At 61.6% G+C, this 14898-nt stretch carries 17 protein-coding genes and 2 tRNA genes; 6 read left to right on the top strand and 13 right to left on the bottom strand.

Annotated elements, in window-relative coordinates:
* Window positions 1–44 precede the first annotated feature (44 nt).
* Window positions 45–121, top strand: a tRNA-Met gene (locus QZ571_RS13825).
* Between the two features lie 366 nt (window positions 122–487).
* On the opposite strand, the gene QZ571_RS13830 is transcribed toward QZ571_RS13825, so the two are convergent.
* The 9 genes from QZ571_RS13830 to QZ571_RS13870 form a co-directional block, all read right to left on the bottom strand.
* Window positions 488–1822, bottom strand: a complete 1335-nt coding sequence (locus QZ571_RS13830) for a glutamine synthetase family protein (RefSeq protein WP_295536087.1) — start codon at window positions 1820–1822, stop codon at window positions 488–490.
* Window positions 1823–2650 carry an ABC transporter permease subunit gene (locus QZ571_RS13835; RefSeq protein WP_295535983.1) on the bottom strand — a complete coding sequence of 276 codons (828 nt, stop codon included), beginning with the start codon at window positions 2648–2650 and terminating at the stop codon, window positions 1823–1825.
* Window positions 2647–3528 carry an ABC transporter permease gene (locus tag QZ571_RS13840; protein ID WP_295535985.1) on the bottom strand — a complete coding sequence of 294 codons (882 nt, stop codon included), beginning with the start codon at window positions 3526–3528 and terminating at the stop codon, window positions 2647–2649. The genes QZ571_RS13835 and QZ571_RS13840 overlap by 4 nt, the downstream gene beginning before the upstream one ends.
* Window positions 3529–3571: 43 nt before the next feature.
* Window positions 3572–4294, bottom strand: coding sequence for a transporter substrate-binding domain-containing protein (locus QZ571_RS13845; protein WP_295535988.1), 723 nt, complete (start codon window positions 4292–4294; stop codon window positions 3572–3574).
* A gap of 31 nt (window positions 4295–4325) precedes the next feature.
* Entirely contained in the window at window positions 4326–5120 is a 795-nt protein-coding gene (locus QZ571_RS13850; RefSeq protein ID WP_295535991.1) for an ATP-binding cassette domain-containing protein, read from the bottom strand.
* A 141-nt stretch (window positions 5121–5261) separates the two neighbouring features.
* Window positions 5262–5711, bottom strand: coding sequence for a TerB family tellurite resistance protein (locus QZ571_RS13855; protein WP_295535994.1), 450 nt, complete (start codon window positions 5709–5711; stop codon window positions 5262–5264).
* A 122-nt stretch (window positions 5712–5833) separates the two neighbouring features.
* Window positions 5834–6142 (bottom strand): phosphoribosyl-ATP diphosphatase, encoded by a 309-nt coding sequence (locus QZ571_RS13860; protein WP_295535996.1) that lies wholly within the window; start codon window positions 6140–6142, stop codon window positions 5834–5836.
* Window positions 6142–6900 carry an imidazole glycerol phosphate synthase subunit HisF gene (gene hisF, locus QZ571_RS13865; RefSeq protein WP_295535999.1) on the bottom strand — a complete coding sequence of 253 codons (759 nt, stop codon included), beginning with the start codon at window positions 6898–6900 and terminating at the stop codon, window positions 6142–6144. Before hisF ends, QZ571_RS13860 begins: the two co-directional genes overlap by 1 nt.
* A 99-nt stretch (window positions 6901–6999) precedes the next feature.
* A complete protein-coding gene (locus QZ571_RS13870) occupies window positions 7000–7587 on the bottom strand; it encodes a TetR family transcriptional regulator (RefSeq protein ID WP_295536002.1) in 588 nt (195 codons plus the stop codon).
* Between the two features lie 111 nt (window positions 7588–7698).
* On the opposite strand from QZ571_RS13870, the gene QZ571_RS13875 reads away from it, so the two are divergent.
* The 3 genes from QZ571_RS13875 to glpX all read left to right on the top strand — a co-directional run bounded on the left by QZ571_RS13875 (window position 7699) and on the right by glpX (window position 10404).
* Window positions 7699–7929: a hypothetical protein gene (locus tag QZ571_RS13875; protein WP_295536005.1), complete on the top strand. Its 231-nt coding sequence runs from the start codon at window positions 7699–7701 to the stop codon at window positions 7927–7929.
* Window positions 7930–8007: 78 nt separating this feature from the next.
* A complete protein-coding gene (locus QZ571_RS13880; RefSeq protein WP_295536007.1) occupies window positions 8008–9312 on the top strand; it encodes a homoserine dehydrogenase in 1305 nt (434 codons plus the stop codon).
* A gap of 126 nt (window positions 9313–9438) precedes the next feature.
* Complete coding sequence (gene glpX / locus QZ571_RS13885; protein ID WP_295536010.1) at window positions 9439–10404, top strand: class II fructose-bisphosphatase; 966 nt, start codon at window positions 9439–9441, stop codon at window positions 10402–10404.
* A 56-nt stretch (window positions 10405–10460) separates the two neighbouring features.
* Here glpX and QZ571_RS13890 read toward each other — a convergent pair whose 3' ends face one another.
* Window positions 10461–10889, bottom strand: a complete 429-nt coding sequence (locus QZ571_RS13890; protein ID WP_295536013.1) for a SufE family protein — start codon at window positions 10887–10889, stop codon at window positions 10461–10463.
* Window positions 10890–11012: 123 nt separating this feature from the next.
* On the opposite strand from QZ571_RS13890, the gene QZ571_RS13895 reads away from it, so the two are divergent.
* Window positions 11013–11510: a hypothetical protein gene (locus tag QZ571_RS13895; RefSeq protein ID WP_295536016.1), complete on the top strand. Its 498-nt coding sequence runs from the start codon at window positions 11013–11015 to the stop codon at window positions 11508–11510.
* Window positions 11511–11555: 45 nt separating this feature from the next.
* Here the strand turns inward: QZ571_RS13895 and rnd are convergent, their stop codons facing one another.
* The 3 genes from rnd to purM all read right to left on the bottom strand — a co-directional run bounded on the left by rnd (window position 11556) and on the right by purM (window position 14482).
* Window positions 11556–12719 carry a ribonuclease D gene (gene rnd, locus QZ571_RS13900; protein ID WP_295536019.1) on the bottom strand — a complete coding sequence of 388 codons (1164 nt, stop codon included), beginning with the start codon at window positions 12717–12719 and terminating at the stop codon, window positions 11556–11558.
* Between the two features lie 129 nt (window positions 12720–12848).
* Window positions 12849–13439: a phosphoribosylglycinamide formyltransferase gene (gene purN / locus QZ571_RS13905; protein WP_295536022.1), complete on the bottom strand. Its 591-nt coding sequence runs from the start codon at window positions 13437–13439 to the stop codon at window positions 12849–12851.
* Window positions 13436–14482, bottom strand: a complete 1047-nt coding sequence (gene purM / locus QZ571_RS13910) for a phosphoribosylformylglycinamidine cyclo-ligase (protein ID WP_295536025.1) — start codon at window positions 14480–14482, stop codon at window positions 13436–13438. The genes purN and purM overlap by 4 nt, the downstream gene beginning before the upstream one ends.
* Window positions 14483–14616: 134 nt before the next feature.
* On the opposite strand from purM, the gene QZ571_RS13915 reads away from it, so the two are divergent.
* Window positions 14617–14693 (top strand) — tRNA-Ile (locus QZ571_RS13915).
* The last annotated feature ends 205 nt before the right edge of the window (window positions 14694–14898 follow it).

The raw sequence follows: 14898 nt of genomic DNA on the forward strand, positions 1-14898 counted from the left end.
GCCATTGCGCTTCCCCGCGTGGTGGCCTATCTAGCCCCCATTGGCGCGGGATGGAGCAGCCCGGTAGCTCGTCAGGCTCATAACCTGAAGGTCGTAGGTTCAAATCCTACTCCCGCAACCAATAAAATCTTTACAAGATACTAAACACTTGGGCCGCCCTCTGGGCGGCTTTTGTGTTTTGGGCGAGGCACCGAAGGAAGAGCAGATCGGCACCTTGAAAAGACCGTAGGTCCCAAATCCCTTGCCCGGATTGACCGTCTGTTTTGAGACCTTGCACAGAATCTTCCCGCCCCGATCTTTCGCACCGGACACTGCGGTTACAGATCGGGTCGGTTAAAGGCCTCAACCGCAGCGCCAAGGTCGAGTCGTCTGTCGCAAGGGCCGCTGCTCGGTCTGAATGAGCCATTCAGAGGAAGGCGGCAGATAGCAGTCAAGCTGAGGCACTGCCCCGCTGACAAAGCAGCGCCTTATCGGCGGGGCAGACCGCTTAGACCGTATCGAGATAAAGCTCGCTCTGTTCCTGTTCGGACAGTTCCGCCATGTAGCGCAGCTCTTGGCGCTTGGTCATCGCGAAATTGTCGATCAACTCACGCTCAAAAATCCGTCCGATCATCTCACTGCTGGTGAAGGCCTCAATCGCGGCGCCCCATTCGGTCGGCATTTGCGGCAGATCGAGCGCATAGGCATTGCCCTTGATTGGCGCGGGCGGCTCTTTGCCGTCCTTGAGCCCTTCAAGGGCTGCCCCCAGAACGGCGGCGATCATCAGGTAGGGGTTCACATCTCCCCCGGCCACACGGTGTTCAATGCGGCGCGCAGAGGGGCCAGAGGCCGGGATACGCAGCGCCGAGGTGCGGTTCTCATAGGCCCAAGCGATGCCGGTGGGGGCATGGGCATCGGGCACCAGACGATCATAGCTGTTTTCGTGCGGGGCAAAGACCAGCGTCGAGCCCTCCATCGCGGCCAGACAGCCTGCCACCGCATGGCGCAGCTTGTCCGAGCCTGCCTCGGTGCCATCGTTGAAGATGTTATTACCGTCTTTGTCGAGCACCGAGAAATGCATATGCATGCCGTTGCCCGACCACTCGTCATAGGGTTTGGCCATGAACGAGGCCGCAAAACCGTGCCGACGCGCCAGCCCCTTGACCAGCATCTTGAACAGCCACGCATCATCGGCCGCCTTGAGCGCATCGTTCTGGTGGCTCATGTTGATCTCGAACTGGCCGGGGCCAGCCTCGGAGATCGCGGTATCGGCCGGGATATCCATCGCTTCGCAGGCGTCGTATAGCTCGGTGAAGAAGATATCGAACGCATCGAGCGCGCGCAGTGACAGCACCTCCCCACCCGAGCGGCGCTTGCCCGAACGCGGGCTGGGCGGCACGCGCAACTGCTTGCCGGAATCATCGATCAGGAAGAACTCAAGCTCGGTCGCGACCACGGGCGTCAGGCCCATCGCGGTGTAGCGTTCAGCCACACGCGCCAATGCCTGACGCGGATCGCCCGCGTAAGGTTTGCCATCCATGTGAAACATCCAGATCGGCAGCAGCGCGGTCGGGGCCTCAAGCCACGGCATCGGCAAAAAGCCCCGTTCGGTCGGCATCAACAACCCGTCGCAATCACCCGATTCAAAGACCAGCGGGCTGTCTTCGATATCCTCGCCCCAGATGTCGAGGTTCATCACCGAAAACGGAAACCGCGTGCCCTCGCTGAAGACCTTGTTGGCAAAGCGTGCGGGCAGCCGTTTGCCCCGCGCCACCCCGTTAAGATCTGCCGCCGCGACGCGGATCGTGCGCACATCGGGATGATCGTGCAGCCAGTCCATAATTCACCTGATGATTTGTGGCCTGAAGCGCATTTTCATTCGCCGCTCGTGCGGCAGATGGCGGTTCAGACGCCGGTTGATAAAGCCAAAGATCGTGATCACCGATAGCGTCAGCAAGATGAAATAGAAAGCCGCGATCGGATAGGGGATGAAAGGGTTGAAGGTCTTGTCCGCAAAGTATTTCGCATAATAAAGGGCATCGCCCTCTTGGCGAAAGGCCGGGAAGCCCGAGAAGAAGACCAGCGTTGTGGCGTGAAACAGAAAGATCGCCTCATTGGTGTAAGACGGCCAAGCCAGCCGCAGCATGGTCGGCCACGTCACCCGGCGAAACTTGTTCCAGCCAGAAAGGCCATAGGCATCCGCCGCCTCAAGATCCCCCTTGGGGACCGAGCGCAGCGCGCCATAGAAAATCTCGGCAGCATAGGCAGAGGTGTTGAGAAACAGCACGAACAGCGCCCCTGCCCAAGCCCGCGTCAGCCAATCGGTCTCCACGGTGATGCCAAACACCGGAAAGCCAGCACGCGGCATCATCGCCAGCGCCTCATAGGCGAGGAAAAACTGGATAAACAGTGGTGAGCCGCGGAAGACGAAAATGAACCATTCGGCGGGCTTGCGGATCAGCCTTGTTTCGGTGTTCTTGGCCAGCGCCAGCGCGGTGGCCAAGAAGAACCCACCCAGCAGCGCGAGCACGCCGAAATAGATGTTCCACACCATGCCAGACCCGATCAGCGTGAATTGCTGACACATCGTGAAATCCGAGCGCGGCAACAACCGTTCGCCCACGCCAACCGAGCGCAGGCCGTAATCGGCGATGGTCTGGAGACAGCTCATATGTCGGCCTTTCGCAGCGCTTCACCACCCGCCGTCGCCTGCCCGAAGGACAGTTTGCGATTGATGCGATTCAGCACGATCTCAGAGAGCTTCGTCATCACGAGATAGAACACCAACAGCACGAGGAAGTAATAGACCCGCCAATCGGGATGGGGATAGGCGTAAACGGTGGATTTCGTGGCCCCCAATTCGCGCGCCCAATAGACGATGTCCTCGATGCCTAGCAGGAACAGCAGCGGCGTGGCCTTGATCAGGATCATCCACAGATTGGACAGGCCGGGCAGCGCATAGGTCCACATTTGCGGGATCAACACCCGGCGCGTGACCTGGGCTTGCGTCATGCCATAAGCCTCGGCGGTTTCAAGCTGGGCGCGCGGCACCGCCTGCATTGCGCCATACAGCACATTGGCCGCGAAGGCCCCAAACACCACCGCAAAGGCAATGACAGCCAGCGAAAAGCCGTAAATCTCGTGATAGATTTGGGGTGCAGAATTCAGCGGCATTTTCGCCGCCGCGCAGACGTGAAATTCATTGCCTGCAAAGACCGGTTGGTTCCAGTCGGGGCATTTTATTCGGTTGCGCATATATTCGATCCCCTCATCCATCGCGATCGGGACGAAGAGGAAAAAGATGATGTCGGGCACACCGCGCACCATCGCCGTATAGCCGCGACCGACCCAGCGCAGCGGGGTGATCCTTGAACGCGCCGCCAGCGCTCCGCTAAAGCCAAACAGCAGCGCCACGGGGGCGGTGACAACCAACAGCACCAGCACAATCCCGAACGAGCCATAGAACAGCATCTGCTTACCCGTGGTCAGGTAACACAGCATCCATGACAGCCCATGAAGCGATGAGGGATCAGAGCAGGTTGAAAACATCTATTTGGTTGGGGGCAAGCCGCGCGGCCCGCCCCCTTTCCGATCAGTTCTTGAACGTCAGCGCATCAGCGCCGAAGTATTTCACGAGCAGCTTGTTAAGCGAGCCATCCGCTTTCATCTTGGTGATGCCATCGTTGAATTTGTCTTTCAGCGCGGTGTCGGATTTGCGCAGGCCGATGCCGATACCATCGCCGAGCGCGACATCCTTACCCACGAACTGGAACCCGTCCGTACCAGCAAACGGCTTGAGCGCGTCTTTATCGGCAAACACCGCATCGGCCTCGCCGTTTTTCACGGCTGCGATGGTGTCATCCAGCGTGGCATATTCGGCCAGCGTTGCGCCGGTTTCGGCCACATGGGCGGCCTGAATCGTGCCGGTCTGGGCTGCGACAACGCCGCCCTTCAGGTCAACATCGGGCGTCATCGACAGATAGGCCGAGGCGGCCGGCGGGTAGTAAGCTTGCGTGAAATCAATCGATTTCTTGCGCTCGTCGGTGATCGACATGCCCGCCATGATCGTGTCGTAGTTGCCCGACAGCAGGTTGGGGATGATCGAATCCCAGTCATTGGTGACCCAGGTGCAGGTCAGGCCTTCCATTTCGCACAGCTTGTCGCCCAATTCGCGCTCAAAGCCGGCAACTTGACCGTTATCGTCGATGAAGTTGTAGGGAGGGTAAGCGCCCTCGGTGCCCATGCGCACGGTTTCAGCCGCGGCGACGCCCGCGCTCAGGATGAGGGCGGCAGCAGTGAGGATGAGTTTCTTCATTTTATATCCCTGTCGTTGATCTTGGTTGACTTCACGCCGGCGCGGTGGCCGACAGAAATTGTTGCAGGCGCTCCGATTTCGGCGCGCCAAACAGAGCCTCTGGCGGGCCCTCTTCTTCGATCTTTCCCATATGCAGAAAGACCACATGGTCTGACACATCACGCGCCAAACGCATGTCATGCGTTACAAGGATCATCGTGCGATGCTCGCCCGCGAGGTCCTTGATCACTTTGACCACTTCTTGCTGCAACTCGGGGTCCAGCGCAGAGGTGGGTTCGTCAAACAACAGCGCCTTTGGCTCCATGCACAAAGCGCGTGCAATCGCGGCGCGCTGCTGTTGGCCGCCCGACAGTTGGGCGGGATAGGCGTCACATTTGTCGCCGATGCCGACCTTGTCGAGCAATGCGCGCGCAAGCGTGTCGACCTCGGCCTTGGGGCGCCCCAGCACGGTGACCGGCGCTTCCATGACGTTTTGCAAGATCGTCATATGCGCCCATAGATTGAACTGCTGAAACACCATCGACAGATTCGTGCGGAATCGGGTGACTTGGGCGCGATCTGCGGGGCGGCGCGACAGGCCTTGGCCCTTCCACTGAACGCTCTCATTTTCAAACAAGATCTCACCGGACTGGCTGTCTTCCAGCAGGTTGGCGCAGCGCAGCAATGTGGATTTTCCCGACCCCGAGGAGCCGATAAGCGAAATCACCTGACCGCGACATGCCTTGATCGAGACGCCCTTGAGCACCTCAAGAGAGCCGTAGCTCTTGTGAAGATCGCGAATTTCGATGACGGGCGCATCTTGGGATGCAGGGTCTTTTAGGGGCACGCAGCGCAGCTTCTCTTTGTCCGTTTGGTCAATCTGGCGCGAATTCGATGCGGAATGCAACGGGGTCGTGACAGTTGACCCAAGGAAAAGCGGCGAAAACACGGGCAGATGACGTAAAAACAGGCGCTGCGAGCACGATGATCAGTTGCGCCGTTCCTCAACGCGCCGACGGGCCAAGGCCGAATCGACATCATTCACGCCCAATAACTTTGAGGCGAGACGGATCAACGTTTCTTCATGGGCGTCGCGTTCGCCATCGGCCAGCGCAACATCCCACAGCGCCTCGATCACGCCTGCCCGGTCCTCATAGGCGACCTTATCCTTGAGCGCGCGGGTGAAGCGCACGGTGTCGGGCGCGCTTGCCTCGACCTCTTCGGCGTGGTGGCGCAATTCGCTGGCCTCATGCGTCGACAGGCCGTTGCGCGCGGCCAGCACGCGGTCGATGCGCACCTTCTCGGCCTCGGCATAATCTTCGTCCGAGCGCGCAAGACGCACCAATAGCGCCGCCAAAGCCAGCTCGCGCTCGTCAGAGGCCAGCGGATCGATCGCGGGGGCGGGATCATTCAAGATATTGAGCAAGCGTCCAAACATGACTCTACAATTAAGCTCAATCGCGAAAAGGACAAGTCACGTCACAGCTAGGTGCGCAGAGTTTCCCAAGCGCCAGCCCCGCATACAGCTCTGCGCCGAAGCGTAGTGTCGCGGTGCACCCTTTAGCGCGCGGCTTTCTCGGCGATCCCCGAGGTGCCTTCGCGCCGCTCCAACTCGGCCAAGACTTCGGCCAGCGACACATCGCGCGCCGCCAGCATCACCAGCAGATGATACAGCACATCGCCCGCCTCATAGACCAGATTCTCGCGATCATTCTTGACCGCTGCGATGATCGCCTCAATCGCCTCTTCGCCAAATTTCTCGGCCACCTTTTCAGGCCCTTTGGCCAGCAGCTTGGCGGTCCAGGAACTGTCAGGATCCGCGCCTTTGCGCGATTGGATCGTGGCAAAAAGCGTTTCCAGAGTGTTCATCACAACCTCACCGCAATGCCCGCATCGGCCATGTGTTGCTTGGCCTCGCGGATCGTGAATTCGCCAAAGTGAAAGATCGAGGCCGCCAGCACCGCACTGGCCCCGCCCTCGATCACGCCCTCGACAAGGTGATCAAGCGTGCCCACGCCGCCGCTCGCGATCACGGGCACATCGACCGCATCCGAAATCGCGCGCGTCAACGGCAAGTTAAAGCCCGCCCGCGTGCCGTCGCGATCCATCGAGGTCAGCAGGATTTCCCCCGCACCTTTGGCGGTGACCGTGCGGGCAAATTCGACCGCATCGATGCCGGTGGATTTGCGCCCGCCATGGGTGAAAATCTCCCAGCGGCCCGGCGCGACGGTTTTGGCATCAATCGCGCAGACGATGCATTGGCTGCCAAAGCGGTCGGCGGCCTGCGCGATCACATCGGGATTGGCGACCGCCGCCGAGTTGAAGCTGACCTTATCGGCCCCCGCCAGCAGCAACGCGCGCACGTCTTCATGGCTGCGCACGCCGCCGCCCACGGTGAGGGGCATGAAACATTGCTCGGCGGTGCGAGTGACGAGATCGAACATCGTGCCGCGGTTTTCATGCGTGGCGTGAATATCAAGGAAACACAGCTCATCCGCGCCCGCCGCGTCATAGGCCTTGGCAGCCTCGACCGGGTCGCCCGCATCGATCAGATTGACGAAGTTGACGCCCTTGACCACGCGCCCATCGGCCACATCAAGACAGGGGATGATCCGGGTTTTCAGCATGGTGCGGGGCTCCTTTGGGGCCTTCTTAACGCGCAACAGGGCGAACGCAAAGAGGGCTTTGCGCCAAACCGGGCCAACGCATACGTGACCCAACCGAGGCTAGGCGCCGACCGCCTTGCGCACCATGTCCCAGTAGATATCGGCTACCATCGCGCGGCTAAGCCGCCCGCCTTCGCGAAACCATGTGGTGACGCCCGTCAGCATGGCGATGATGGCCATCGTGGCAAGCTTGGTATCGGGGATCAGGAAGACGCCCGCCTCTTGGCCCGCCTTGAGGATTTCCTCCAGCTCGGTCTCATAGGCGCGCCGCAGCCCCTCGATCATTGCGAAATTCTCGGGGCCTAGATTGCGCAACTCCATATAGCTGAGAAACACCGCATCGGCGCGGCTGAGGTTGAAACCGATGTGAAAGCGCACAAAGGCCTCGAGCGCGGCCATCGGCCCTGCCCCGCGCTCCTCGGCGGCCCAAGCGGCCAGCAGCTCATCCATATGGGTCTTGAGCAAATCAAACAGCAGCGCTTCTTTGTCGGGCGTGTAAAGATACAGCGCCCCCGCCTGCACTCCGACCGCCGCCGCGATCTGGCGCATAGAGACGGCCGCAAAGCCGTGGCTGGCGAAAAGCTGCAACGCCTGCTCGCGGATTTTCGGACCGGTGATTTGAGAATGCGAACCCGTTTTGCGTGCCATGATGCGACGTTAACTGAACGCCTGTTCAGTATCAAACCCGAAAGCGGCCAATCGGCACTGGTGCTGGGCGCGGATGCGCCATATCTTGACGCGATCAGATCAGGAGAGAGCATGCTGCGCGCCCCTTCCCTTTTGGCCTTATTGTGCCTGATGTCGGCTTGCGCGAGCACGCAGGATCAGGGCTATCCCGCACTTGTCCCGATGGAGAGTTTGCTCAGCGATGCGCCGCTTTCCCCCAGCCCCGCCCCCGCACTTGTGGCGCGCGCCGATGCGCTGCGGGCCCGCGCGGCGGCGCTGCGTGCTGTTACAGTGGTGGATGAGCGCGATCTGAGCGCGCAATAGCGGCGGCGCTGCACGCCGTTGCACGGAACGCAGTTTCCCGCTAACAGGGCGCAATTCCGTTTTTGCACGAGGTTTCCCATGTCTGCGCCCGTCCCTTCCGACAAGCCCCTGCGCCTCGGCATTGCGGGCCTTGGCACCGTGGGTATCGGCGTGGTCAAGATCGTGCAACGTCACGCTGACATGCTGGCCGCGCGCGCCGGACGCCCGGTGCAAATCACCGCCATCTCGGCGCGCGATCGCACCAAGAACCGCGATGCGGATCTGTCAAATTACGCCTGGGAAAGCGACCCCGTGGCGCTGGCCATGCGCGACGATGTCGATGTGCTCGTCGAGGTGATGGGCGGTCATGAGGGCGCGGCCAAGGACGCTACCGAAGCCGCGTTGCGCGCGGGCAAAGATGTCGTGACCGCCAACAAGGCGCTGCTGGCCCATCACGGGCAGGCGCTGGCCGAACTGGCCGAGGACCTGAATCGCGCGATCCGCTTTGAGGCGGCCGTGGCGGGGGGCATTCCGGTCATCAAGGTGCTCACCGAGGGGCTCGCAGGCAATGCGATGCGCCGGGTGATGGGCGTGATGAACGGCACCTGCAACTACATCCTGACCCGGATGGAAGAGGCCGGTCTGCCCTATGACACGGTCTTCGAAGAGGCCCGTCAACTGGGCTACCTTGAGGCCGATCCGAACCTTGACGTGGGCGGCATTGACGCAGGCCACAAGCTTGCAATCCTTGCTGCGATTGCCTTTGGCACGCAGGTCAGCTTTGACAATGTGGTGCTGGAAGGGATCGGGCGTATCTCGATCGACGACATTCGGCGCGCCGGGGATTTGGGCTATAAAATCAAGCTTCTGGGCGTTGCGCAGATGACCGGACGCGGGTTGGAGCAGCGCATGACCCCCTGCCTCGTGCCCTCTTCCTCGCCGCTCGGGCAGCTCACGGGCGGCACCAATATGGTCGTGCTTGAGGGCGATGCGGTCGGCCAGATCGTGCTGCGCGGCGCGGGTGCGGGTGAAGGCCCGACCGCTAGCGCCGTGATGGGCGATGTGATGGATCTGGCGCGCGGCTTGCGCCTGCCGACCTTTGGCCAACCGGCTGGCAGTCTGATGCAGGCTACCCCCGCCGTGACCTCTGTTCCCGCGCCGTATTATCTACGCCTGCAACTGGCCGACAAGCCGGGCGCATTGGCCAAGGTGGCGACAATCTTGGGCGAATCGGGCGTGTCGATCAGCCGGTTGCGCCAATATGGCCATGCCGATACCTCGGCACCGGTGTTGATCGTGACCCATAAGACCACGCGGGACGCAATCGACCACGCTCTTGCCGCCCTCCCCGCCACCCGCGTCGTCGAGGGCGAACCGGTCGCGATCCGGATCGAGGAACTGTAAGCCGCGTCAAGCGCACCAAAACCGCCGAGCGGGCGCGCCGTTAGCGTTCACAGGGTTGCTCTTGCGCGCACGGAGGGGTTTACCTGTGCGCGATCGATAACGCCCTAGGCAATCAGGAAGATACAGATGACCCCTCCGAGTGACTTCAATGACCGCATGCTCTCATTGGGCCTTGCCCGCGTCTCTGAGGCGGCGGCGCATGCCTCGGCCGATCTGATCGGGCGTGGCGATGAGAAAGCGGCCGATCAGGCGGCGGTGAACGCGATGCGCGAACAGCTTAACAAGCTGGACATCCGCGGCACCGTGGTGATCGGTGAGGGCGAGCGCGACGAAGCCCCGATGCTGTTTATCGGCGAAGAAGTCGGCGCAGGCACTGGCCCGGAGGTCGATATTGCGCTGGATCCGCTCGAAGGCACCACGCTGACGGCTAAGGACATGCCCAACGCGCTGACCGTGATCGCGATGGCGCCGCGCGGCTCGCTGCTACATGCACCCGATGTGTATATGGAAAAGCTCGCGATCGGGCCGGGCTATGAAAAAGACGTCGTCAGCCTCGATATGAGCCCGACCGAGCGGATCGAAGCTTTGGCGCGCGCGCAAGGGGTCGAACCCAAGAATATCGCGGTCTGCATTCTGGATCGCCCGCGCCACGAGGACATGATCGCCGAAGTGCGCAGCACCGGTGCCAAAATCCGCCTGATCACCGATGGCGACGTGGCCGGCGTGATCCATTGCGCCGAGCCCGATTTTACCGGGATTGATATGTATATGGGGTCCGGTGGCGCGCCCGAGGGCGTTCTGGCGGCCTCGGCGCTGAAATGCATGGGCGGGCAGATGTGGGGCAAGCTATTGTTTCGCAACGATGACGAGCGCGGCCGCGCCCGCAAGGCCGGGATCACCGATCTCGACAAAATCTACACCCGCGACGACATGGTGCGCTCGGATGTGATCTTTGCGGCAACCGGCGTAACCGACGGCTCGATCGTCAAGGGAGTCAAGCGCGAGCCGACCTATATCGAAACCGAAACGATGTTGATGCGCTCAAAAACCGGGTCGCTGCGCCGGATGATCTATCGCAACCCGGTGCGGTAAGACGCGCCGCTTGCAACGTCAAAAGGGGCCGCACGGCCCCTTTTTTCATGCCCGGTTCAGGCGCTGGCGGCCTCGGCGGCGAGCAAACGAATCCGCTCGATCATTGCGCGCAGCCCGTTCGAGCGTTGCGCCGACAGGTGATCGTTCAACCCCAGCCGCGCCAATTCCGCAGGCGCGTCAACCGCGCCAACCTGCGTCACGCTCAGACCCGAATAGAGCGCATGCAGGATCGCGATCAGCCCCTGCACGATCATTGCATCGCTTTCGCCTTCAAAATCGAACCGCGCATCGGGGCCGGTGCCAGAAATCCGTGGCAGCAGCCAAACCTGACTGGCACAGCCATGCACCTTGGTCGCGGGCACTTTGACCGCCTCGTCCAACCCGGGCAATTCGCGCCCCAGCTCGATCACATGGCGATAGCGGTCCTCCCAGTCGTCGAGAAATTCAAAGGTCTCGGCAATCTCTTCAAACGCTTCGCGGGCCATCACGGGGTTCCTTGCATCAACTCGAGGCTCTTGGGTAACGCGCGCAGCCGCCTGCGTCCAGACGCGGCTTTTCAAAAGCAGCGTGATCGGCTACCAGAGGTCTTGGACAGCTTCGGAGCGACCATGAACAAAGCCCTGATTGCGGCACTTGCCTTGACTCTTGCCACCGCTGGCTGCGGCACCATTCGCGGCAGCAAACTCAACCCGTTCAACTGGTTTGGCAGAAGCCAGCCAGAGGCGCAGACGACGCTGGCGCCCAAGGGCGGCTACCCCGATCAAATCGGCAAGCCCTGGCAGCAGCCGGTCGCGCAGGTGATCAGCCTGAGCGTGGATAAGGCCCCATCGGGCGCGATTGTCACCGCGATGGGCCTGCCCCCGACGCAAGGCTATTGGCAAACCGATCTGGTCGCGCTCAATAACGGCGAACCCGATGCGAATGGCACGATAACCTATCGCTTCATGCTGACGCCGCCCGCAGCGGACAGTGCAGATGCGCGCCGTGTGTCGACGCAGCAATCGCGCGAAGTTTCTGCCGCCACGTTCATCAGCAACTACAAGCTGGAAACTGTGCGTAAGATCGTGGTTGAGGGTGCAAATAACGCACGCTCGGTGCGCCGCTAAGCGTCACGCCCAAACGTCTTGCTTAAGTAGCGCCGTCACCCGGCGCTACAGATCGACCAGTTCGACCGCGCCACTGCGCGCGGTCAGCCCGACCTCGCCCTTGGCCAATCGCAGCGCATCATGGCCAAACACCTCGGCGCGCCAGCCCTGCAGCGCAGCGACATCGCGTTTGCCTGCCGCGATCCGATCCAGATCCGCAGAGTTTGCGATCAGCTTGGCCGCCACGCCCGTCTCTTGCGATTTCGCCTTGAGCAGCACGCGCAAAAGATCGGCCAAGGCAGTATCGACCTGCAATTGCTGGCCCTGATCCGAGACGCGCGGCAACGAATCCTGCGGGGCCTCCAGCGCTTCTTTCACAGCCGTCATGATCCCCTCGGCAATCTCACCGCGCCGAGCCTCGCGCAGCAGCAGGCGCGACCGGCTGAGGTCATCTAGCGTGACAGGCTTGGTCGAGGCCAATTCCAGCAGCGCATCATCCTTGAAAATGCGCGAGCGCGGAATGTTGCGGTTTTGCGCATAGCCTTCGCGGAACTGCGCGAGCGCGCGCACGATACCCAAGAATCGGGCCGAACTGGTGCGCGTTTTGACCCGCTGCCACGCCTCTTCGGGGCGGTTGATATAGGTCTCGGGGTTCAGAAGAACCGCTTCTTCCTCTTCGACCCACGCGTCGCGCCCGGACTCCTTGAGCTGCGTTGCGAGGAACTCATAAATCTGGCGCAGATGGGTGACATCGGCGATCGCATATTTCTTTTGCGCCTCGGTCAGCGGGCGGCGCGACCAATCGGTGAAGCGCGACGATTTATCCAGCGATTCCTTGGCGATCTTGCGCACCAGCGTCTCATAGCCCACCTGCTCGCCAAAGCCGCAGACCATCGCGGCAATCTGGGTGTCAAACAGCGGATCGGGAAAGACATTGCCCTCGATGAAGAAAATCTCAAGATCCTGACGCGCGGCGTGAAACACTTTGACCGTCGCCTTGTGACGAAACAGATCATAAAGCGGCTCGAGCGAAAGATCGGCAGAGAGCGGATCGACAAGCACCGCCTCACCCTCTTGGCCATCGCGGTCTGGCAGGGCCATTTGCACAAGGCACAGTTTGGACCAATACGTCCGCTCGCGCAGAAATTCGGTGTCGATGGTGACGTAAGGCTCTGACTTCGCCTTTTCGCAATAGGCCGCGAGGGCGTCGGTCGTAGTGATGGTCTGCATGGCGCGCTTTCGCAATGGAACGCGGGGTCATCCCGCAAGGTCTTTTTCCTTTAGACGGGCGCGCGCGAAATGAAAAGCACCGTGGAGACGCCGATCCCGCAGCCGTGGCGCGAAAGCCGCGGATGGGGGCTACATGAACAGCGGTGTGCGATCGCCTTGGGCAAATCGGCGCAACACTGCCGGGTACAGGCGATGCTCCTGCACCAGCACCCGCGCGGCCAATGTTTCGGGCGTGTCACCCGGCGCAATAGCGACCCGCGCCTGGCCCAAAATCGGGCCGTCATCCAGCACGGGGGTGACTTCGTGCACGGTACACCCCGCCTCGGCATCGCCCGCCTCAAGTGCACGGGCATGGGTGTGCAGGCCGGGATATTTCGGCAAAAGCGAGGGGTGGATATTGAGCATCCGACCCGCGAAACGGCCCACAAAATCGGGCGTCAACACGCGCATGAACCCTGCCAGACAGACAATATCGGGCTGCGCTGCCAAGATCGGTTTCAGCAGCTCTGCCTCAAACGCGGCGCGATCCTTGCCATAGGGGCGGTGGTCAATCGCGGCCGTCGCCACGCCTAGGCGCGCGGCCTTTTGCAGCCCCGCCGCATTTGCATCATTGCTGGCGACAAGAACGGCGCGCGCAGGGTGATCGTCGCGCATGCTTTCAAGCAGCTTGATCATGTTCGACCCGCCGCCTGAAATCAGGATCGCGACGCGCAAGGTCACAGCAGCGACCCTGTATAGGCCACGCCCTGCCCGGCGCTCAGCGTGCCAATCCGCGTCACGGTTTCGCCCGCCTCCGCCAGCAGTGCCGAGATCGCATCGGCACGCGCGGGGTCAACCACAACGATCATCCCAATGCCGCAATTGAAGGTCTTGAGCAGTTCGCCCTCGGCCATGCCCGCTATTTCGGCCAGCCAGCGGAACACCGGGGGCAATTCCCAAGCGTCGAGGTCAATTTGCGCGCCCATGCCCTCGGGCAGAACGCGCGGCAGATTTTCGGTCAGCCCGCCGCCAGTGATATGGGCGAGCGCATGGACGCCGCCCGCGCGCACCGCCGCAAGCGTCTGCGTCACATACAGCCGAGTCGGGGCGAGCAAAGCCGCGCCAAGCGCGCCTTCAGCAAACGGGCAATCCGCGTCCCAGCGAAGGCCCGACATCTCAACCACTTTGCGCACGAAGGAATACCCGTTGGAGTGCACCCCGTTCGAGGCCAGCCCCAGCAGCACATCGCCCTCGGCCACGCCTGCGGGCAGGTCGCTGCCACGTTCCATCGCGCCGACGGCAAAGCCCGCCAGGTCGAAATCACCCTTGTGATACATGCCCGGCATTTCCGCCGTCTCGCCGCCGATCAGCGCACACCCCGATTGCGCGCAGCCCTCGGCAATGCCGTTGATGATTGCGGTGGCCTGATCCAGCTCCAGCTTGCCGGTCGCAAAATAATCTAGGAAAAACAGTGGCTCAGCACCTTGGCAGACCAGATCATTGACGCACATCGCCACCAGATCGATCCCGATCGTGTCGACATTGCCGGTATCGATCGCGATGCGCAGCTTGGTGCCCACGCCATCGGTCGCCCCCACGAGGATCGGGTCGTTATACCCGGCGGCCTTGAGATCGAACAGCGCGCCGAACCCGCCCAGACCCGACATCGTGCCGGGGCGTTGCGTGCGCTTGGCGGCTGGCTTGATCCGCTCGACCAAAGCATTGCCTGCATCAATATCCACGCCCGCATCGGCATAGGTCAGGCCCGGTTTCTTATCGGTCATGGCGGCGCTCTCCAAGATGGGTCAACTGGGGCGCAGCCCTAGCGCAAGACCCGGGGTCAAGCAACGTCTGTTGGCCAAAAGCACGCCAAATTCTTGACGCCGCGTGCGCGCGTGATAGAGGGAGAGGCAATGGTGGGCCTGTAGCTCAATTGGTCAGAGCAGGGCGCTCATAACGCCTTGGTTGGGGGTTCGAGTCCCTCCGGGCCTACCAGTATCGCCCCCTATTGCGGTGCGTCATCAATATATCCGTGGGAAAACCGCTCACCTCCGAAACACTCGCCCAGACAATTGGCGCCAACCCGGCTGTGATCCTGCGCACGATGGCAGGGCTTCGTGAGACAAGTTGAGTGCGCTCAGGCAAAGGGCATGGCGGTGGGTGGCAAACGGATACTGCCCGACCTGTCGAAAAAGACTAT

It is taken from the genome of uncultured Thioclava sp. (assembly GCF_913064665.1).
In the GTDB taxonomy this organism is placed as follows: Bacteria; Pseudomonadota; Alphaproteobacteria; order Rhodobacterales; family Rhodobacteraceae; genus Thioclava; species Thioclava arctica.